Source organism: Bacillus paramycoides (assembly GCF_001884235.1).
Lineage (GTDB): Bacteria > Bacillota > Bacilli > Bacillales > Bacillaceae_G > Bacillus_A > Bacillus_A paramycoides.
Window position 1 is genome coordinate 1 of the sequence record NZ_MAOI01000015.1, and the last position, 21,866, is coordinate 21,866.

Annotated in this window: 14 protein-coding genes, 4 tRNA genes and 2 pseudogenes; all 20 read left to right on the forward strand. The window is 34.3% G+C overall.

Annotation, left to right across the window (positions count from 1 at the left end; all coding sequences use genetic code 11):
- Nucleotides 1-78 precede the first annotated feature (78 nt).
- The 20 genes and pseudogenes from BAU28_RS01520 (at nt 79) to BAU28_RS31505 (ending at nt 21,635) form a co-directional block, all read left to right on the forward strand.
- Nucleotides 79-153, forward strand: a tRNA-Gly gene (locus BAU28_RS01520).
- A gap of 14 nt (nt 154-167) precedes the next feature.
- Nucleotides 168-238 (forward strand) — tRNA-Cys (locus tag BAU28_RS01525).
- Nucleotides 239-248: 10 nt separating this feature from the next.
- Nucleotides 249-330: transfer RNA gene (locus tag BAU28_RS01530), tRNA-Leu, on the forward strand.
- A gap of 378 nt (nt 331-708) precedes the next feature.
- Complete coding sequence (locus BAU28_RS01535) at nt 709-1,428, forward strand: YebC/PmpR family DNA-binding transcriptional regulator (RefSeq protein ID WP_002174764.1); 720 nt, start codon at nt 709-711, stop codon at nt 1,426-1,428.
- A 150-nt stretch (nt 1,429-1,578) separates the two neighbouring features.
- The gene (locus tag BAU28_RS01540) at nt 1,579-2,040 is read left to right on the forward strand and encodes an NUDIX hydrolase (RefSeq protein WP_071717510.1); all 462 of its coding nucleotides are present in this window, start codon (nt 1,579-1,581) and stop codon (nt 2,038-2,040) included.
- A 586-nt stretch (nt 2,041-2,626) separates the two neighbouring features.
- A complete protein-coding gene (locus tag BAU28_RS01545) occupies nt 2,627-3,403 on the forward strand; it encodes a transglycosylase domain-containing protein (protein WP_071717511.1) in 777 nt (258 codons plus the stop codon).
- Nucleotides 3,404-3,590: 187 nt separating this feature from the next.
- Nucleotides 3,591-4,244: a DsbA family protein gene (locus BAU28_RS01550; RefSeq protein WP_071717512.1), complete on the forward strand. Its 654-nt coding sequence runs from the start codon at nt 3,591-3,593 to the stop codon at nt 4,242-4,244.
- Nucleotides 4,245-4,358: 114 nt separating this feature from the next.
- Nucleotides 4,359-4,432: transfer RNA gene (locus BAU28_RS01555), tRNA-Gly, on the forward strand.
- 199 nt (nt 4,433-4,631) lie between these two features.
- A complete protein-coding gene (gene queG / locus BAU28_RS01560) occupies nt 4,632-5,774 on the forward strand; it encodes a tRNA epoxyqueuosine(34) reductase QueG (protein ID WP_002174768.1) in 1,143 nt (380 codons plus the stop codon).
- Between the two features lie 44 nt (nt 5,775-5,818).
- On the forward strand, nt 5,819-6,706 hold the full coding sequence (locus tag BAU28_RS01565; protein WP_071717513.1) for an amidase domain-containing protein: 888 nt from the start codon (nt 5,819-5,821) through the stop codon (nt 6,704-6,706).
- Nucleotides 6,707-6,764: 58 nt separating this feature from the next.
- On the forward strand, nt 6,765-7,253 hold the full coding sequence (trmL, locus tag BAU28_RS01570; protein ID WP_000538147.1) for a tRNA (uridine(34)/cytosine(34)/5-carboxymethylaminomethyluridine(34)-2'-O)-methyltransferase TrmL: 489 nt from the start codon (nt 6,765-6,767) through the stop codon (nt 7,251-7,253).
- A gap of 126 nt (nt 7,254-7,379) precedes the next feature.
- Complete coding sequence (locus tag BAU28_RS01575) at nt 7,380-9,449, forward strand: sensor domain-containing protein (RefSeq protein WP_071717514.1); 2,070 nt, start codon at nt 7,380-7,382, stop codon at nt 9,447-9,449.
- 401 nt (nt 9,450-9,850) lie between these two features.
- Nucleotides 9,851-11,746 carry a PrkA family serine protein kinase gene (locus BAU28_RS01580; RefSeq protein WP_025149731.1) on the forward strand — a complete coding sequence of 632 codons (1,896 nt, stop codon included), beginning with the start codon at nt 9,851-9,853 and terminating at the stop codon, nt 11,744-11,746.
- 449 nt (nt 11,747-12,195) lie between these two features.
- Nucleotides 12,196-13,371 carry a sporulation protein YhbH gene (gene yhbH, locus BAU28_RS01585; RefSeq protein WP_002174772.1) on the forward strand — a complete coding sequence of 392 codons (1,176 nt, stop codon included), beginning with the start codon at nt 12,196-12,198 and terminating at the stop codon, nt 13,369-13,371.
- A gap of 104 nt (nt 13,372-13,475) precedes the next feature.
- A pseudogene (locus BAU28_RS01590) lies at nt 13,476-13,805 on the forward strand (GNAT family N-acetyltransferase); the annotation flags it as partial.
- Nucleotides 13,806-14,117: 312 nt separating this feature from the next.
- A complete protein-coding gene (gene colA / locus BAU28_RS01595; protein WP_071717515.1) occupies nt 14,118-17,015 on the forward strand; it encodes a collagenase ColA in 2,898 nt (965 codons plus the stop codon).
- 245 nt (nt 17,016-17,260) lie between these two features.
- Nucleotides 17,261-17,809, forward strand: a complete 549-nt coding sequence (locus BAU28_RS01600) for an NfeD family protein (RefSeq protein ID WP_048370623.1) — start codon at nt 17,261-17,263, stop codon at nt 17,807-17,809.
- 12 nt (nt 17,810-17,821) lie between these two features.
- On the forward strand, nt 17,822-19,396 hold the full coding sequence (locus tag BAU28_RS01605; RefSeq protein ID WP_071717516.1) for a flotillin family protein: 1,575 nt from the start codon (nt 17,822-17,824) through the stop codon (nt 19,394-19,396).
- Nucleotides 19,397-19,658: 262 nt separating this feature from the next.
- Nucleotides 19,659-20,696: pseudogene (locus BAU28_RS31500) on the forward strand (HAMP domain-containing protein); the annotation flags it as partial.
- Between the two features lie 120 nt (nt 20,697-20,816).
- Nucleotides 20,817-21,635: a methyl-accepting chemotaxis protein gene (locus BAU28_RS31505; protein ID WP_420866062.1), complete on the forward strand. Its 819-nt coding sequence runs from the start codon at nt 20,817-20,819 to the stop codon at nt 21,633-21,635.
- Nucleotides 21,636-21,866 lie beyond the last annotated feature (231 nt).

Below are 21,866 nucleotides of genomic sequence, written 5' to 3' on the forward strand. Positions count from 1 at the left end.
GGCTATAGCCAAGCGGTAAGGCAACGGACTTTGACTCCGTCATGCGCTGGTTCGAATCCAGCTAGCCCAGCCATTTTTGCGGAAGTAGTTCAGTGGTAGAATACAACCTTGCCAAGGTTGGGGTCGCGGGTTCGAATCCCGTCTTCCGCTCCATTTAAATTTCATATGGCGGCATAGCCAAGTGGTAAGGCAGAGGTCTGCAAAACCTTTACCACCGGTTCGAATCCGGTTGCCGCCTTTATTATTGTGCCGATGTGGCGGAATTGGCAGACGCGCACGACTCAAAATCGTGTTCCTTCGGGAGTGTCGGTTCGACCCCGACCATCGGTATCGGTGACTTGATAAAAAGGCTCTAACATTATTGTTAGAGTCTTTTTTGTTTTTTAGACATACCTAATGTTACTGGAGCATTAACTAACCTCGGAGATCTTCCTGAATAGAAATAAAGGGAAATAAAAAACTTCTATTTAGGAAGTTTTTTATTTTTGTTGTTAAAAGATGTTATTTGAGTGTTAAACTCGTAATAAACTTAGAAATTCATGTATAATATAATTTGTTGAATGAACAAAATGATAGTGATTTATATTATGTCAGTAATATGAATCAATAATGAACTTTTTACATTTATTTTAAAAAAGTGTTGAATAAACATTATATTTCATATTAATATTTTTATGTAGATTTAAAACGGGAAAGAGAGTGGAAAGTATGGGCCGTAAATGGAACAACATTAAAGACAAAAAAGCATCAAAAGATGCAAATACAAGCCGTATATACGCGAAATTTGGACGTGAAATTTATGTGGCAGCAAAACAAGGTGAACCAGATCCAGAATCAAACCAAACGCTAAGAGTTGTATTAGAGCGTGCGAAAACATACAATGTACCAAGAACCATTATTGATCGTGCGATTGAAAAAGCAAAAGGTGGTTCAGAAGAAAACTACGATGAGCTTCGTTACGAAGGGTTTGGACCAAATGGATCTATGGTAATTGTGGATACACTTACAAATAACGTAAACCGTACTGCAGCAGATGTACGAGCTGCATTTAGCAAAAACAGTGGTAACATGGGCGTAAACGGTTCTGTAGCTTACATGTTTGATGCGACAGCTGTTATTGGTCTTGAAGGTAAAACATCAGATGAAGTTCTTGAAATTTTAATGGAAGCAGATGTAGATGCGCGTGACATTCTTGAAGAAGAAGATTCTGTCATTGTTTATGCTGAACCTGATCAATTCCATTCAGTACAATCTGCACTTAAAGATGCTGGTGTTGAAGAATTTACAGTTGCAGAATTAACAATGCTTGCACAAAGTGATGTAACACTTCCTGAAGATGCTCAAGTACAATTTGAAAAAATGATTGATGCATTAGAAGATTTAGAAGATGTACAGCAAGTTTACCACAACGTAGACTTAGGAGAATAATATAAGACAGAAGACCCTTTCGTTTAACGAAATGGGTCTCTTTTTTATTGAATTAATTAAGATGATAAAGTTTTAAAGGTGTTTTGTTGTAGTTAGGGAATATGGTTATAGATTGTATATGAAATAATCGTATTTCTAGGAGGTATTTATGTGGAGCATAAAACACCAAAGCATATTGTTGCCGTAGCAGGTTATTTGACAAATGAGAAGAATGAGGTACTTTTAACGAAAGTGCACTGGCGAGCCGATACGTGGGAAATGCCTGGAGGACAGGTAGAAGAAGGGGAAGCACTCGATCAAGCTGTTTGTAGGGAGATAATGGAGGAAACGGGTTTAACTGTGAAGCCTATCGGAGTTACAGGGGTTTATTATAACGCTTCTATGCATATTTTAGCTGTTGTTTTTAAAGTGGCATATGTTAGTGGTGAAATAAAAATTCAACCTGAAGAAATAAAAGAAGCCAAATTTGTTGCTTTAAACGAAGAGAACATCGATGAGTATATAACGCGTCCTCATATGAAATCAAGGACACTTGATGCGATGAAAGCAACGCATTTCATTCCATACGAAACATGGGAGGTTCAGCCGTATAATCTTATAGGAAGAATGTAAAGTTTAGGTTAGTTATTTGAGGACATCTCAAATTGCTAACCTTTTCTTTATGTATACTGTTTCAGAAAAAGGTCAAAATGATAAAGTGAAACTTTAATCAGTGGAGGGTGTTCATCCCCCACTGATTATTAGCCCGTACCAATCGGGCTTTTAGGGGGAGTCTTACTGCCCGCAAATAGCGGGATAATACGAAGGATATTCTTGATTTTAGGAACGTTTGTTCTGTATAATGATAATATATCGTATATAATTAGATTGCTAGATGTTTAAAAGTAAAAATTTACAGCTGATATAATAAAAGAATAAAGTATATATTAAGAGGCTTTTATAAGGGACTTAGTGCTGTCTTAAGCTCTTTACTTTGAGTGGTTATTAAGGGAAACACTACGCCTACAAATAATGAGGGAAATAATGTATATTCAACATTTCATATGAGTAGTAGATAAAAAAGGACTGTGATACAATACATTTTTATACCTTACAATGTTGTAAGGTAGGTGTAAGAGAAATCGATGGGATATTCTTTTACAACAAGGTATTCTTAAGTTAAGAGTTATATATGCTGTGTGGAAAAGAGGTGTTCAAGATGAAAGAACGAGTATTATCTAGAGTGAACTATCATCAAAAAGTTGCATTGAATCCAATAACTAAATTTCTTTATAAAGCCATCATTTTATTATTATTGTTAAGTTGTACATTATTATTCATTGGAAATGTAATGATTGAGCGAAGTGATATTAGTAAATTGCAAGTACCCGCTAAGTTAGAGGTGCCAGAATCATTAACACACGCATTTATTGCGACGGAAGATAAAAGATTTTATCATCATAATGGTTTAGACTATATAGCAATTATTCGAGCGTCTATTGAAAATATAAAAGCTGGTGGTGTTGTGCAAGGAGGAAGCACGATTACACAGCAGTTATCTAAAAATGCTTTCTTATCTAATGAACGTACATTTTCTCGTAAGTGGAAAGAGATTTTTTATACGAAAAAAATTGAACGTACATTCACGAAAGATGAGATTTTAAAATTATATGTGAGTAATATTTACTACGGAGAAGGTGCATGGGGAATTGAAAAAGCAGCAAACCTTTACTTCGGTAAAAAGGTGGATCAATTAACGTTGGCTGAGAGTGCAATGATGGCTGCTGTAGTAAAAGCGCCAGCTTATTACTCACCTGCACAAAATTATGATAAAGCAGTAGAGAGACGAAATGTAGTTTTAAGACTAATGGAGAAAGAAGGATATATAAAACATGATGAATATGTGCAAGCAGTTAGTGAGAAATTGGTAATTCGTCATGATATAAAAACAGAGCAGTCCGTGTTAAAAAATGCCCGTGAAAAAGCAGTAAGTTAAAAGAAGTTCCTATAGAGGAGCTTCTTTTTTTGAATAAAATGTGACAAATGGCGACACAATATTGTCACAATTGTTGTGTTTTTGTAATTTATGTGAGCGTGTTCATTGCGTGACCTATGAAAGTATTGATATTATGTGTATTGTGTACAATGATGTATACAGAATATGAATTTAAAGAGGAATGTATATGAAATCATCAAACAAACTCATAGCTCTTGGTATAGTTTTTTCTATCGCAGTATTGATTGTAATCGGGACGATTGTGTATAGCATCATAAATGACAAAAAAGATAAAGGGAATGAGATGTTTGCTTATTCTACGCAACAATCTTTAGGGAAAGATGATGCTCCAGTTAAGGTAGTTGAATTTGGCGACTTTAAATGCCCAGCTTGTCGTACGTGGGATGCAACAGTATTACCACGATTAAAAGAAGAATATATTGATAAAGGCAAAGTACAGTTATATTTCGTTAACTTCCCATTTATCGGAAAAGATTCTGATTTAGGTGCAGCTGCTGGTGAAGCAATTTATAAACAAGATAAAGATTCATTCTGGATTTTCTATGATGAGATTTATCAAAGTCAAAAGAAAGATACGGAAGAATGGATTACAGAAGAATTACTTCTTAAGATTGTGCAAGACAAGCTTCCAAAAATTAATGTAGAGCAATTTAAAAAAGATTTACACAGTAAAGAAATTAAAGAAAAAGTACGTAAAGATTCAGATCGTGCTAAAAAATTAAATGTTCAAGGTGCTCCTTCAGTATATATAAATGGAAATCTTGCAAACCCTGATTTCGATAGTATGAAGAAGGCAATTGATAAAGAATTGAAAAAGTGATGAGTATCTCATCACTTTTTCGACTTTTTTCGATAAAATTCTTGCTTCGTATTTTTTTACATGCTATACTACTTTACATAAGTTATTTCAATATCTTATATTTAGTTCATATTTGCGGGTGTAGTTTAGTGGTAAAACAAGAGCCTTCCAAGCTCTGGTCGAGAGTTCGATTCTCTTCACCCGCTCCAAATTTTATTTAATGTTTTTCTAATAAATTGTGATCAACGCAGTGTTTCGTTTCCAAGATAAACGAGGCATTGCGTTTTTTAATGTTTGAAAATCATAATTGTATGCGAAAATAGAAGTAAAGAATATTATTCCAAAAGTGAATTGCTAACCAATATAGTCGTTACATAAGGGATGGTTCATCGGAGGAGGCGATTAAGAATGGATTTTGAACAATTAAAGCAAGAAGTAATTGCGTATAGTAAAACAATTGGTATAGATAAAATAGGGTTTGCCAGTGCGTCACCATTTGAGGAATTAAAGCAGCGGCTAATCCAGCAACAACAATTAAATTATCAGTCTGGATTCGAAGAGCCTGACATAGAGAAGAGAACTAATCCACAGCTATTGTTACCTGGTGCGAAATCGATTATTGCGATTGCTTTAGCATATCCTTCAAAATTAAAAAATGCACCGTTAAGTAAGCGGGGAGAACGACGTGGGATTTTTTGTCGTGCTTCTTGGGGACAAGATTATCATCTTGTTTTACGAGATCGTTTGCAAAAGTTAGAGGCATATTTAATCGAAAAACTTCCGGATATAGAAGTGAAATCAATGGTTGATACAGGTGAGCTAAGTGATCGAGCTGTTTCAGAGCGTGCAGGTATTGGGTGGAGTGGTAAGAACTGCGCTATTATTACGCCTGAATTTGGTTCGTATGTATACTTAGGAGAAATGATTACGAATGTTCCATTTCCTCCTGATCAGCCAATAGAAGATCAGTGTGGAAGTTGTACGAAATGTATTGATATTTGTCCTACAGGTGCTTTAATACAAGGTGGACAGTTAGACTCGAAGAAATGTATCGCCTTTTTAACACAGACAAAAGGATTTCTGCCTGAAGAATATCGCGATAAAATAGGAAATCGTATATATGGGTGTGATACATGTCAGACTGTTTGTCCGAAAAATAAAGGAATGGATTTTCATAACCATCCTGAAATGGAGCCAGATCCTGAGTTAGTTAAACCGTTATTAACACCGCTTTTAACAATTAGTAATCGTGATTTTAAAGAGAAGTATGGAATTATGTCTGGTTCATGGAGAGGTAAAAAGCCATTGCAACGAAATGCCATTTTAGCACTTGCACATTTTAAAGAAACAGCAGCAATTCCTGATTTAATTGGTGTTATGAAAGATGACCCAAGGCCAGTACTTCGCGGAACAGCAGCATGGGCACTTGGAAAAATTGGTGGAGATGGAGTAGGCGAAGCCATTGAAAAAGCGATGGGACGCGAGAAGGACGAAGAGGTTCTTCATGAAATGAATCGTGGGCTTGAATTGTTAGCGCAGAAAAAAGAGTAGATAATATCTCCCTTTTTCATATTGTAATATGGGAGGGAGACTGAATGGTTGTAAAAGCGAGTGTTGAAAAGCAAGTGCAACAGTTTTTAGCATATATAACAGAGAAACGAACCGATGTGGACGGTATTGCAGAAGATTTATTACAAATGGTACAGAGAAAGAAACAATTGTTTCAAAAACGTAGTGCAGATATAGTGAAAGCGACTGCGGATATTTCTTTCATTAGACAATTAAATAGTAGTGAGCATCAAGAAATTGATTATCAAATACACTTGAAATATTTAATTAAGCATAAAGAATTATTTTATATCGAAGAGGAACAATTAAAACGACGAGTCTGTTTAAGCAATAGCCGTATAATAGATGATTATGCTATTGAAGTGCAAGAAGAGAGTGGAATAGGCGAGACGTTAGAGCGGGAAGTCACGAAAGAAAAATACGGTTCATATCAATATAATCGTTTAGAAGCAGTAAAATATGCAGAGCGCTGGTGGGATGATCGAAATCCTGCGTATCGTAATTTCCCTGATAATTGTACGAATTATATTTCGCAATGTCTTCATACTGGAGAAGTACCAATGAACGGGTATCCTAATATCCGTAAAGGATGGTGGCAAAGAGAAAACCAGTGGAGTTGGAGTTGGGCTGTAGCACACTCGTTTTATTGGTATTTGTCAGGCGCTACAACTGGTCTTCGAGCAGAAGCAGTAGAAAAGCCAGAAGACCTTATTCTTGGTGATGTAATTGTTTATGATTTCGAGGATGATGGTAGGTGGAATCATACGACGATTGTAGTAGCAAAAGATGCAGATGGGATGCCGCTTGTAAATGCACATTCAGCGAATAGCCGTCGGCGTTATTGGAATTATGAAGACTCTAGTAAATACACACCACAAATGAAATATAAATTCTTTCATATTATTAATGGGTAGAGATTTTTCGTTCAAGTGGTATAATACGTAGTAGACAAAAAATAGAGGTGAATATCGCGTGGGAGTACATGTTGTTTTATATCAACCAGAAATTCCAGCAAATACAGGAAATATTGCACGTACTTGTGCAGCAACTGGAACAGAATTACATTTGATTAGACCGCTTGGATTTTCAACGGATGACAAAATGTTAAAGCGTGCAGGATTAGATTATTGGCAGCACGTAAAAATTACGTATTATGATTCAATCGAAGAGTTTTATGAGAAAAATAAAGATGGTGAATTCTTCTATTTAACAAAGTATGGCGAGAAAGCTCATACAGCATTTGATTATAGCAAACGTGAGAAGGATTACTATTTCGTGTTTGGAAGAGAAACAAATGGATTACCAGCTAATGTAATTGAAGAAAACTTCGATCATTGTTTACGTATTCCAATGACGGATAAAGTACGTTCATTAAATTTATCTAATACAGCAGCAATTTTAATTTATGAAGCGTTCCGTCAACAAAATTATCCAGGATTAGATTTAGAAATCGTTTATTAAAAGTCGCCATTTGGCGACTTTTTTATTTAAATAAAAATAATATGTAATCATACATTTTAAAAAAGGTACATATTCATATAGAATGAGATATATGAATAAAAATAGAGAAGACAGGTTGAGATAAATATGAAAGAAAAATATAACAGTCAAAATACCTTTTTAAGTATGATAGATATGGATTTAATAAGACAAGGATTGTTACATGCTATTCAAGATTTAGTATTCATTGTGAAAGTTATTGATGATGAAACTTTTAAATATATATATGTGAATAAAATAGGGATGGATCACGCTAGGCTAAGCGAAGAGTGTTACGGAAAAACTTTTGCAGAAGTACTGCCAGAAGGTACGGCGAGAATATTACAAGGGCAATATGTAAAAGTAATGAGAGAAGCGAGAGCGCATACTTTTTGTGATGTAATCAGTTTACCAACTGGTGATATCCATTATGAATCTTCACTTAATCCAGTATACGATGTGGAGGGAATATGCCAGTTTATTATTTGTATTACTAGGGATATTACAGCACAGGTTGAGGAAAAGGTGGAAATAGAGGAAAAACAAATGTTATTTAAGTCATTACTAGAATATAATAATGATTCCATTATATCTGTAGACTCTATTGGGAGAATTACATATGCAAATCCAGCAACGTATGAAATATTTGGATATAGATATGAAGAGCTAAGTAATCAATTTGTTTTTCAGTTTATAAATAAGGAATATGAAGAAGCTTTTCAAGCTATATTTAAGGGGGCTTTACAGGGAAGGGCAAAACAAGTCGTTGCAAAGAAATATGTTCATAAAGAAGGATATGAGCTTTATATTTCTGTGAGAACTATCCCGATTATTGTGAATGGTGAAATTGTTGGGGTATATATTGTTACGAGAGACGTTACAATGCAAGTATTAAATGAAATGAAAACAGAATATTTGGCTTACTATGATCAGTTAACAGGGCTAATGAATAGAATTTCATGTACAAATAAATTAAATGTTCTTTTAAATGATAATAAAGAGTTTGCTCTTGTTTTTATAGATTTAGATGAATTTCACCTAATTAATGATACATTTGGTCATAAAGAAGGAGATCAAGTATTAAAAAAAGTCACGGAATACTTACGAAACCAACAAATAGAAGGTATGCACTTATTTAGAGAACACGATGATCAATTTGTTATGTTAATAGAAAATATAACGAAAGAATGCGTAGAGGAAGTTGCACAAACTATACTAAAGAAAATTAGTGAGCATTTTGTAATAGAGGAAGAGGATGTTTATTTAAGTGCATCAATTGGGATTGTAATGGCCCCAAAAGATGGAGTGGATGAAAAAATGCTTTTCCAAAGAGTCGACGCAGCTTTGGAGAAAGCAAAAGAAAAAGGAAAAGGGCATTATTATTTTTATTGTAATGGATTAGATTGTGAACGTGAACAAAGGTTTGTAATAGAAAACCAGTTGCATCGTGCTATAGAGAAAAAGGAATTTTTCCTATATTATCAACCTCAAATCAATATTGAAACAGAAACGATAGCGAGTATGGAAGCTCTAATAAGGTGGGAGAATAAGGGGCTGGGTCTCGTCCCACCAAATCAATTTATTCCACTTGCTGAAAGAACAGGGTTTATTATTAAACTTGATGAATGGGTAGTACATCAAGTTTGTAAGCAAATACGTGAATGGTTAAATAAAGGATATGAAGTTGTACCGATTGCAGTTAATATTTCGGCCAGACATTTTCGTTCTATTACATTAATAGAGATGATTACACGAGCTTTAAAAAAGTACAATGTGCCACCTCATTTATTATCAATAGAAGTTACAGAAGGGGCCCTTATACATAAAGATTTATCGAAAAGAGTGTTATTACAGTTAAAAGAACAAAATTTAAAGATTCATTTAGATGATTTTGGAACGGGATATTCATCTTTAAGTTATTTAAAAACATATCCAATTGATACGTTAAAAATTGATCGTTCTTTTATGGAAGGTATATATAAAGATGAAAGAGATACGAATATTACGGCTGCAATTATTCATTTAGCACATACTCTAGGATTAAATGTAATTGCAGAAGGAGTGGAGAAAGCGGAACAAATACAATTTTTAAAGGAGAAGAATGTGAAACTCGTACAGGGTTATTATTATAATCGCCCTTTATCGATATGCGATGTGGAAAATATTTATTTTAAATAATTTAAAAAAACGAGAAAAAAGTGATGTGCTAAAAAGCACATCACTTTTTATGTGTACCTGGTTTATCGTTATAACCGGATGTGAAAATAGCTGTAAGAAATGTAATTGATACACCTAAAATTAATAATAACTTCATACTAATTTCCTCCTTACTTTTTCGGTTGACGAATTCTATTTATTAATCGAAATGTATGTAAGGTTCTTAGAAGAAAAGAATTTAATAAAAATGAATAGCAAGTTAAAAACGTTAATACCTTTATTATACAGAATTTTCTTTGAATTTTGGAGAGAATTTTATAGCGCTATTATATATTTCGTTTTGATTTAAAGAATGTTTAAGGACATCCTAGCATACCTTTTATAATAATCCGATTGAACAAGGAGATGGGGGAGGAGCTATAATGGATATTCTAAAGAAAATTGAACAGCATCGAGAAGCAGAAGAACGTTTACAATGGGAAGGTACGTTTGCGGAGTATTTGGAGCTTGTGAAAGAAAGACCATGGGTGGCTCAAACAGCACACTCTCGCATTTACAATATGATAAAAGATGCTGGTATTGAAGAAGTTGATGGTAGAAGAAAATATAACTTCTTTAGTAATCAACTATTTGGATTAGAGGATGCCTTAGAACGCCTTGTGGAAGAATATTTTCATCCATCTGCAAAACGATTAGATGTTAGAAAACGTATTTTATTATTAATGGGTCCTGTTAGTGGAGGGAAATCAACACTAGTTACGATGTTGAAACGAGGATTAGAAACATATTCACGAACAGATCGTGGAGCGATTTTTGCAATAAAAGGCTGCCCGATGCATGAAGATCCACTTCATTTAATTCCGCATCATTTACGGGATGATTTCTTTGATGAGTATGGAGTAAGAATTGAAGGGAATTTATCACCATTAAATGTTATGCGTCTAGAGCAAGAATACGGATTGAGAATTGAGGATGTAGTTGTAGAGCGTATTTTCTTCTCTGAAGATCGTCGTACAGGGATTGGTACATTTAGTCCGTCTGATCCAAAATCACAAGATATTGCCGATTTAACAGGTAGTCTAGACTTTTCAACAATTGCAGAATATGGTTCAGAATCAGATCCACGTGCGTATCGATTTGATGGAGAATTAAATAAGGCGAACCGAGGTATGATGGAATTCCAAGAAATGTTAAAATGTGATGAGAAATTTTTATGGCATTTATTATCGCTTACGCAAGAAGGGAATTTCAAAGCAGGAAGATTTGCGCTTATTTCAGCAGATGAATTAATTGTAGCGCATACGAATGAAACAGAGTATCGTTCCTTCATAGCAAATAAGAAAAATGAAGCATTGCATTCACGAATTATTGTAATGCCAGTTCCATATAATTTACGGGTGAGTGAAGAGGAACATATTTATGAAAAAATGATTCGTGAAAGTGATGTATCCAATGTCCACATTGCACCACATACACTTCGAGTTGCAGCAATGTTCACTATTTTAACTCGTTTAAAAGATCCGAAGCGTCCGGATATTGATTTAATTAAAAAGATGCGTTTATATGATGGAGAAACGGTAGAAGGTTATAATGCGATTGATGTAGAGGAGCTGCAACGCGAATATCAAGATGAAGGTATGAAGGGTATTGATCCTCGATATGTCATTAACCGAATTTCTTCTACAATTATTCGAAAAGAGGTACCATCTATTAACGCGTTAGATGTACTTAGATCTTTAAAAGATGGGTTGGATCAGCATCCATCGATTAGTAATGAAGATCGAGAGCGTTATATGAATTTCATCTCATTAGCGAGAAAAGAATACGATGAAATTGCTAAGAAAGAAGTACAAAAAGCGTTTGTTTATTCATACGAAGAATCAGCTAAGACACTTATGGATAATTACTTAGATAACGTCGAAGCGTACTGCAATAAATCAAAATTACGTGATCCGTTAACGGGTGAAGAAATGAGCCCGGATGAAAAACTTATGCGTTCGATTGAAGAGCAAATTGGAATTTCAGAAAATGCTAAGAAAGCATTCCGTGAAGAAATTTTAATTCGTATTTCTGCTTATGCACGTAAAGGAAAACGCTTTGATTATAATTCACACGAACGTCTTCGTGAAGCGATTCAGAAAAAACTATTTGCTGATTTAAAAGATATAGTGAAAATTACAACATCAACGAAAACACCGGACGAAAATCAGCTTAAGAAAATCAATGATGTTGTTGCACGCTTAATTGATGAGCATGGCTATAATTCTTCATCTGCAAATGAACTGTTACGCTATGTAGGTAGTTTGTTAAATCGATAGTCTGATAATAAAAACGCTGTCTCTTGTTCTCGGGACAGCGTTTTTTTATCCACTGATATTTGTAAAAAGTGTCATAGCTTGTCCAAATATAATAAATTAAGATGCAATTTCATGAATTTATTGTCAATTATTTTTACAATATGCATATGATAGAGTAACCAACCATTCATACGAAAAAAGCCAACACAATACAATATGTTGCAAAGCGGAGATGTGTGCAACAATGAGTTGTGTTTCTTTCTTATCAACGGCTGAATGTTTCTTTCTATTATGTGAGTGGCAAAATTTTGTTTAAGATGCTCGGAGTATTGTGCGAAAAATAATTGATATGTTTATGGGGTAAGTTTCGATGAACAGTTACTTTTCAAATATTCTAGTTATGCACACTAGAAAACAAAATTATAGATTGCTGTTCATATGAAAGAAAAATACAGTAAGGAGGGAAAGGCATGGGCGAAGAAAATCAACCAAACTATACGATTTCACAGGAAAACTGGTCCCTCCATCGCAAAGGATATGACGACCAACAACGCCATCAGGAAAAAGTACAAGAAGCAATTAAAAATAATTTACCAGACCTTGTAACAGAAGAAAATATTGTTATGTCTAATGGTAGGGATGTTGTGAAAATACCGATTCGTTCTTTAGATGAATATAAGATTAGATATAATTATGATAAAAATAAACATGTAGGGCAAGGAAACGGTGATAGCAAAGTTGGGGATGTCGTTGCGAGAGATGGATCAGGTGGTCAAAAGCAGAAAGGACCAGGAAAAGGGCAAGGAGCGGGAGATGCAGCTGGAGAAGATTATTATGAAGCGGAAGTTTCAATTTTAGAATTAGAGCAAGCGTTTTTCAAAGAGTTAGAGCTACCTAATTTAAAGCGAAAAGAAATGGATGAAAACCGAATTGAGCACATTGAATTTAATGATATTAGAAAAACAGGATTATGGGGAAATATTGATAAGAAACGAACGATGATATCCGCATATAAACGAAATGCAATGCGCGGTAAAGCATCTTTCCATCCGATTCACCAAGAAGATTTAAAGTTCCGTACTTGGAATGAAGTGTTAAAGCCAGATTCGAAAGCTGTTGTATTAGCGATGATGGATACGAGTGGATCGATGGGAATATGGGAGAAGTATATGGCACGTAGCTTCTTCTTTTGGATGACAAGATTTTTACGCACAAAATATGAAACAGTTGATATTGAGTTTATTGCACATCATACGGAAGCGAAAGTCGTCACAGAAGAAGAGTTTTTCTCAAAAGGTGAGAGCGGCGGAACAATATGTTCTTCTGTATATAAAAAAGCACTTGAGTTAATCGATAATAAATATTCACCAGATCGCTATAATATTTATCCATTCCATTTTTCAGACGGTGATAATTTAACTTCGGATAATGCTAGATGCGTAAAGCTTGTGGAAGAGTTGATGAAGAAGTGTAATATGTTTGGTTATGGGGAAGTGAACCAGTACAACCGCCACAGTACGCTTATGTCGGCATATAAAAATATTAAAGATGAGAATTTCAGATATTATATTTTAAAGCAAAAAGCAGATGTATTTCATGCAATGAAAAGCTTTTTTAGAGAAGAATCCGGAGAGAAAATGGCATAACCCCTTAAAAGGGGTTAATTTTTTTGTAAACTTTTTATTTTTTAGTCTACAATGAGAAAAATTATCATTTATTCAAGGAATGATTACATTTTGATTTATATATTTATGAAGGAAATGAAATTATTGAACGATTAAGTGATACAAATAAATTATTTGTAAGTAAAGAGAATGATAAGTTAGAAGGTTATGTATATGTTGAAGTAAATCCGCAGTTTCATGAAGCAAATATAGAATTTATTGCAACTGCTGTAAATAGTAGGAGAAAAGGTGTTGGAGAGTGTTTATTACAAGCTGCAATTCAGTATATTTTCTCCTTCCAAGGGATGGAAGAGATAGAACTATGTTTGAATACGAATAATGAAAGTGCTATGAAATTGTATAAGAAAGTAGGTTTTGAAGAGAAGTCATGTTTACAGCACTATATAATAGAGTAAAAAACCCATTCGTATGAAAATTACATTTTATACGAATGGGTTTTTTTAACTTACTTTTCCACTTTCAGTAATAACGGATTCAGGACTAATTTGAGGCACGAATTCTTCTTTTAAATGCTTGTCATATAGCGTGTGGAGGAAGTTTTCTTTACCTAGTTTTTCAAGCTCTTTATTTACCCAATCATGCAAAAAGTTCGTTCACTATATGGTCAAAATGTATAAAGAAATAATATGAAATATTGCATTTTACATTATTTTATATGGATAATATGTTAACTTCTTGAATGGAATATTTAAATAGGAGGAAATAGTGTGAACAAGAAATCAAAGTTCAATAAAGTGATGCTTAGTATTAGTACAATGGCTCTATCGTTAGGAGCAATTCAAACTCATGTGTCAGCGGAAGAAAAAGTACCATATAACGTGTTGAAATCGAAACCGGTCGGAATTGAAAAAACAGTAGATGAGATTGGACATGCTTCGAAAGTTGATGAAACATTATCGTTTCAAGAACGTTTAAAAGTAGGAGACTTTTCACAACGTCCAGCACCTATTATGAAAAGTTCAGTAAGAAAACAAGTTAAAGAAAACTATTCAATGGCTGATTTAAACAAAATGAGTCATCAAGAGTTAATTGAAACGTTAGGGAGTATTAAGTGGAATCAAATTACAGATTTATTCCAGTTTAATGAAGACGCAAAAGCTTTCTATCAAGACAAAGGAAGAATGCAAGTAATTATAGATGAATTAGCTCATAGAGGTAGTACATTTACGAAAGATGATTCAAAGGGAATTCAAACATTTACTGAAGTATTACGTTCGGCTTTTTACCTTGCATTTTATAATAAAGAATTAAGCGATTTAAATGAAAGAAGCTTTCAGGACAAATGTTTACCAGCGTTAAAAGCTATTGCAAAAAATCCAAATTTTAAGCTTGGAACAAATGAGCAAGATGCAGTAGTATCTGCATACGGTAAATTAATTAGTAATGCTTCAAGTGATGTTGAAACGGTTCAATACGCAACTAGTATTTTAAAGCAGTATAACGATAATTTTGCTGCATATGTTAGTGATCGTATGAAAGGACAAGCAGTATACGATATTATGCAAGGCATCGATTATGATATGCAATCTTATTTATTTGAAACTCGTAAAGAAGCAAAAGATACAATGTGGTATGGGAAAGTAGATGGATTTATTAATGAGATTAATCGCATTGCTCTTCTAAATCAAGTAACATCAGAAAATAAGTGGCTTATAAATAATGGAATTTATTTTGCTAGTCGTTTAGGAAAGTTTCATAGTAATCCAAATAAAGGCTTAGAAGTTGTAACACAAGCAATGTATATGTATCCACGTCTAAGTGAAGCTTATTTTGTTGCGGTAGAACAAATTACAACTAATTATAATGGGAAAGATTATAACGGAAATACGATAGATTTAGAAAAGATACGTGAAGAAGGAAAACAGCAGTACTTACCAAAAACGTATACATTTGATGGTGGATCTATTGTATTTAAAACAGGAGATAAAGTATCAGAAGAAAAAATTAAGAGATTATACTGGGCAGCAAAGGAAGTAAAGGCGCAATATCACCGTGTAATCGGTAATGATAAAGCTTTAGAACAAGGTAATGCAGACGATGTATTAACGATAGTAATCTATAACACTCCAGATGAATATCAGCTAAATAGACAACTGTACGGATATGAAACAAACAACGGTGGAATTTATATTGAAGAGACAGGCACATTCTTTACATATGAGCGTACGCCAGAACAAAGTATTTATAGTTTAGAAGAGTTATTCCGTCATGAGTTTACTCATTATCTTCAAGGAAGATATGAGGTTCCAGGTTTATTTGGAAGAGGAGATATGTATCAAAATGAAAGATTAACTTGGTTCCAAGAAGGGAATGCGGAATTTTTTGCGGGATCTACTCGTACGAATAACGTTGTACCGAGAAAGAGCATAATTAGTGGCTTATCATCTGATCCTGCAAGCCGTTATACAGCAGAGCGTACACTATTTGCTAAATATGGTTCTTGGGATTTCTATAACTACTCGTTCGCATTGCAGTCTTACTTATATACGCATCAATTTGAAACATTTGATAAAATTCAAGATTTAATTCGTGCGAATGACGTGAAAAATTATGATACGTATCGTGAGACTTTGAGTAAAGATTCGAAATTAAATAAAGAGTATCAAGAGTATATGCAGCAGTTAATTGATAATCAAGATAAGTACAATGTGCCGGAAGTAGCAGATGATTATTTAGCTGAACATGCACCAAAAGCATTAACAGCAGTAAAGAAAGAAATTAACGATACGTTGCATATGAAAGATGCAAAAATGACAAAGCATACATCCCAATTCTTCAATACATTTACATTAGAAGGTACGTATACAGGTAATGTAACGAAGGGTGAATCAGAAGATTGGAAAGCAATGAGTAAAAGAGTAAATGAAGCTTTAGAACAATTAGCGCAAAAAGAATGGAGTGGCTACAAAACTGTTACAGCATACTTCGTCAATTATCGTGTGAATGCTTCAAATGAATTTGAATATGATGTAGTCTTCCATGGTATTGCAAAAGATGAAGAAGAAAATAAAGCTCCGACGGTTAATATAAATGGTCCATACAATGGGCTTGTAAAGGAAGGCATTCAATTTAAGAGTGATGATTCAAACGATGAAGATGGAAAAATCGTTTCTTATTTATGGGACTTTGGAGATGGGAATACAAGCACAGAAGTTAATCCATTACATGCATATGAAAAGGCAGGAACATATAAAGCAACATTAACAGTGAAAGATGATAAAGGAAAAGAAAGCAAAAGTGAAACAGCGGTTACGATTAAAGATGGGAGTTTAATAGAATCCGAACCAAACAATCGTCCAGATGAAGCAAATCGTATCGGACTAAATACCACTATTAAAGGTAGTCTTATTGGTGGGGATCATACGGACGTTTATACATTTAATGTGGCATCAGCGAAAGATATCGATATTTCTGTTCTAAATGAATATGGAATTGGGATGACATGGGTGCTTCACCACGAATCAGATATGCAAAATTATGCAGCTTACGGTCAAGCCAATGGAAATCATATAGAAGCAAAATTCAATGCAAAACCGGGCAAATATTACTTGTATGTATATAAATATGATAATGGTGATGGAACGTACTCATTATCAGTAAAATAAGTGTTCTTCCAATGTATGTTTTACTTTACTTTTTGTGGAAAATAATATATTATATAGATATATAATATATCGGTTATTTTCTAGGAGGAGCCTGTCACAATAGGTTTCTCCTGTTCTTTTTTAGAGACCTGTCTTACAGGTTTTTCTTTAAAGGATAAATAACTGAAAATTAAGATTAATAATCTTTGAAAGAGGTGGGGCATACACATAACAAAAAAGGATTGTTTAAGAAAGGGGGATAAGAAATGGTCTTGTTTGGTTATCCACTTGAAACAATTTATTTATACGGATTTATAATTGCTACTATACTCACTGTTATTTATATCTTCTTTGGAGATATATTTGAATCAATATTTAGTTTTGGAGGCGGATCTGTATCCGTTGTTACTTTATTACTTAGTTTTTTCGCCATGTTATGTGGACTTAGTTATATAGGAGAATATTTATTTTCCTTTAATAGCATTATTATTTTTGGGGGCTCATTTGCTATATCCTTTATCGGTGTTTTCATAATGAAAATATTAATTTTAAAACCGATTGCAGAGGCAGAACAAAACACTGTGCAACGTATGGATGAATTCATTGGTTGTAAGGGAGAAGTCATTACGACAATTCCTACAGAAGGGTTTGGTGAAGTATTAATCTCCTCTCAATTTGGAAGTAATGCAATTCTAGCTAAAACAATTGGGAAAAAAGATATTCCACAAGGAACTGAAGTTATTATCGAGGGAGTTCAAGATGGTGTTTTGCTTGTACAGAACATCGCTTATTCTTTAAAGAAACCAAAATTATAAGGGGGAATTTACATGACGATTCCATTAATTATCGGTGGAGTTTTACTCGCAATTTTAATTCTACTCATTTTAGTATTCATTACGAAGTATCGTACAGTTGGCCCAGATGAAGCATTAATCGTTACAGGGAACTGGCTTGGTGGTGGAAAAAATGTTGTTACCACTGATGATGGAAAGAAGATTAAAATTATTCGTGGTGGCGGTACTTTCGTAGTTCCAATTATGCAAAGAGGAGAGCCTCTTAGCTTATTAAACTATAAATTAGAAGTTGGTACGCGTGATACGTATACGAAGCAAGGTGTTCCTGTTACGGTAAATGGTGTTTCTATTATTAAAGTAGGTTCTACCATTGAAGAAGTATCTACAGCAGCTGAGCAATATTTAGGAAAAGAAACAGAAGAGTTAAAAGTTGAAGCGAAGGAAGTTTTAGAAGGGCATCTACGGGCTATCTTATCTTCTATGACAGTGGAAGATGCTTATAGCAATAGAGAGCAATTTGCTCAAAAGGTGCATGAAGTAGCTTCGACTGATTTAAAGAAGATGGGTCTTCGCATCGTTTCCTTTACAATTAAAGAAATAATGGATAAAAACGGGTACTTAGATGCACTTGGTCAGCCACAAATTGCAATGGTTAAGCGTGATGCAACAGTTGCGAATGCAGAACGTGAAAAAGAGGCACGAATTGAAAAAGCTCGTGCTGAGAAAGAAGCGAAAGAAGCTGAATATCAACGTGATGCACAAATCGCTGAAGCTGAAAAACATAAGGAATTAAAAGTGCAATCTTATAAGAGAGACCAAGAACAAGCTCGTGCAGATGCGGATCTTTCTTACGAATTACAACAGGCGAAAGCGCAACAAGGTGTTACAGAAGAGCAAATGCGGGTTAAAATCATTGAGCGTGAAAAGCAAATTGAGTTAGAAGAAAAAGAGATTGCACGTCGTGAAAAGCAATATGATGCAGAAGTAAAGAAAAAGGCAGATGCAGATCGCTATGCTGTTGAACAATCAGCTGAAGCGGAAAAAGTAAAACAAATGAAAAAAGCAGATGCGGATCAATATAAAATTGAAGCAGAAGCAAGAGCACGTGCAGAAGAAGTTCGTGTGGAAGGTTTAGCAAAAGCAGAAATTGAAAAAGCACAAGGTCAGGCGAAGGCAGAAGTACAAAAGGCACAAGGTACAGCGGAAGCAGATGTTATTAGGTTAAAAGGTTTAGCAGAAGCAGAAGCGAAACAAAAAATTGCAGAAGCATTTGAATTATATGGGCAAGCCGCGATTATGGATATGGTCCTTAAAATGCTTCCAAGTTATGCGAAAGAAGTTGCGAGTCCACTTAGCAACATTGATAAAATTACAGTCGTTGATACAGGCGGCGGTGGCAAGAATAGCGGCGCCGGGAAAGTTGCAGGGTATGCGACAGATTTAATGGCAACAATGCAAGAAACTTTAAAAGCTTCTTCTGGTATTGATTTAAAAGAATTACTAGAAGGATTCGCTGGAAAAGGTGCTGTGCAGCAACTATCAAATGATAAACCTGTCGTATCTGTAGTAGAAGATGAGAAAAAAGAAGTAGAAAAAGATAGAGAATAGTAAAATAGGAAGAACCTCTAGTAAATATGATACTAGAGGTTCTTCCGTGAAATATAATATTTCGAATAATACAACATTTTTATATAGTGTTTTAATTATTTAATTTCTATAGAATGAGAAATGTATGCAAAAATTCTTCAAATGTAGAGAAAGATGAGGAAAAGAGATAGAGAGTCTCATCAATGTAATTGTATCGTATAATTTATATAAGGGGATTAAGAGTAAAATAATTGCATTTAAAACGGTATGGAGGGACAGAAATATGTTTCAAGGAAAATTAAGGAGTAGTGGTTTAAAAACAAAGTTATTTGTATCATTTATTATTATTTTAATTCTTCCAAGTATTGTAATTGGTTGGACGTCTTATCAACAGGCAAAGACAAATTTTAATGAAACAATTTTACAATCAGCAAAAGATAACATAAAGATTTTAAATAATGTAATTAATAAAGAGTTAGATAGTAAGAAAGTAGACGTAGCATACTTTACAAAGCTATTTACTGGGGCGAGTTATCAAGCTGATCAGCTTCAAAACGTGCAAAATAAATTAGAAGAATATAATAAATTACATCCAGAAATGGAAGCAATCTACACGGGATCTAGTAATGGACAATTTGTTCAATCACCAGCTATTCAAATGCCAGAAGGATATAATCCTACAGAAAGAGAGTGGTACAAAGAGGCAGTGAAAAAAAGCGGAGAAGTGATTATCACAGCTCCATATAAATCAAAAACGACAGGAAATATTGTTATTACAATAGCAAAACAAAATGAGGATAAAAGTGGCGTCCTCGGTATTGATTTAATTATTAATGATATTGTAAATACTGCAAAAATGGTTAATATCGGTAAACAAGGGTATGCTGCAATTTTTGATCAAGATAAAAATGTGGTAGCACATCCAACGCTGAAGCCGGGGGATAAGGTAGAAGAAAAACTTGAAAAAGAGCTGTACAAACAGGAAATAGGTGATTTTAAATTTTCATTAGATGGTGAGGATCGCAATATCACTTTTAAAACGAATAAGATAACTGGATGGAAAATAGCAGGAATTATGCCTTCAAAAGAAATTATTGAAGCGGCTGAACCTATTTTCTATAAAACAATAACTGTTCTTGGAATTTCATTAATAATTGGTGGAATTGTAATTTACTTCATAATTGCTTCTATAATTAAACCGTTAAAACAACTTGTTATATCAGCAAGGAAAATTAGCGAAGGTGACTTAACGGAATCAATTACTGTTCGTTCGAAGGATGAAATTGGACAGTTAGGAGAAAGTTTTAATGAGATGGCGGCATCATTACATGATGTAATTTCAAATATTAATACTTCAGCTGGTCATGTAGCAGCTTCTTCGGAAGAATTAACAGCTAGCATGAAGCAAGCAAGTGAAGCGACGGAACAAATTACACAAGCAATGGAACAAGTATCGAGTGGAGCAGAAATACAAACGCGGGAAGTTGAAGAAGGAGCGGCTTTGTTAGAAGAAGTTACAGAAGGAATTCAGCGTGTTGCGGATAGCTCTTCATTAGTATCTACAGCATCTATGTACACGAAGCAAAAAGCTGAAGATGGTGGAAAGTTGGTTGAACAAACTGTGAATCAAATGCAATTAATTCATGAATCTGTTTCACAGTCAGACAAAGTCATTTCTTTATTAGATGATAAGTCGAAGCAAATTGGAGCTATTCTAGAAGTGATTCAACATATTGCAGAGCAGACAAACTTATTAGCATTAAATGCTGCAATTGAGGCTGCAAGAGCTGGAGAGCAAGGAAGAGGTTTTGCAATTGTAGCGGATGAAGTGCGGAAATTAGCAGAACAATCGGGACAGTCTTCTACGGAAATTGGCAAGCTAGTGAAAGAGATACAATTTGATATAAAAGAAACTGTAAGCTCTATGAATCAAGTTGGGACAGAGGTACAATCAGGGCTTGTAGTTGCAAATGAAACGAAACAAAGCTTTGTAGAAATATTGAAATCTACAAATGATACAGTTGTACAAATTGATAGTATGGTAGAAGTAGCGAAACGAATGACGATAGATGCAAAACAAGTAAGTGCATCTATTAATGAAATTGCAGCAACGATTGAAGAAAATGCAGCAAGTGTTCAAAATATTGCTGGCTCCTCTGAAGAACAAGTAGCTTCAGTAGAAGAAATAAATTCAGCAGCAGTTCACCTATCGCAAATGGCTGAAGAATTACAAGAGATGATCGGTAAGTTCAAAGTATAATAACAAATATTAAGAAACGAGGTAGTAGTTTTACTTCGTTTCTTTTTTTGTGACGACGATCATGAGATAAATTGAAGAAATATATAGTAATCGTGTTATGATTAAATACGGAAATAAAAGACAGTATTTTCTTTAAATTCTATCTTTATCCCGCTATTTGTGGGCAGTAAGACTCCCACCTCAAAATTCGGCTGTAAAGCAAAGGAGTTAGGTGAGAGATCAACTGCCCGT